General features: G+C 59.0%; 1 protein-coding gene. It reads left to right on the plus strand.

Translation table 11 applies throughout. The features are described 5' to 3' along the window. Positions 1–72: 72 nt before the first annotated feature. The coding region (gene rpsQ, locus QSV46_RS39925; RefSeq protein WP_314964123.1) for a 30S ribosomal protein S17 at positions 73–266 on the plus strand (194 nt) is incomplete at its 3' end.

Below are 266 nucleotides of genomic sequence, written 5' to 3' on the forward strand. Positions count from 1 at the left end.
GGTGTACACCGTGCTCCAGGAGCGCAACCTCAATATCGTCGACGATCCCGATTCCACTAAGGAGGCCTGAGCATGAGCGAGAACACCGCTGAGCGGACGACCCGCCGCAAGGTCCGTGAGGGACTCGTCGTGTCCGACAAGATGAACAAGACGATCACCGTCATGGTTGAGGATCGCGTCAAGCACCCGCTGTACGGCAAGGTCATGACAAAGTCCGTGCGTCTGAAGGCCCATGATGAGAACAACGAGGCCGGTATGGGTGACCG

It is taken from the genome of Bradyrhizobium cosmicum, from assembly GCF_032290525.1.
GTDB classification, from domain to species: Bacteria; Pseudomonadota; Alphaproteobacteria; order Rhizobiales; family Xanthobacteraceae; genus Bradyrhizobium; species Bradyrhizobium cosmicum_A.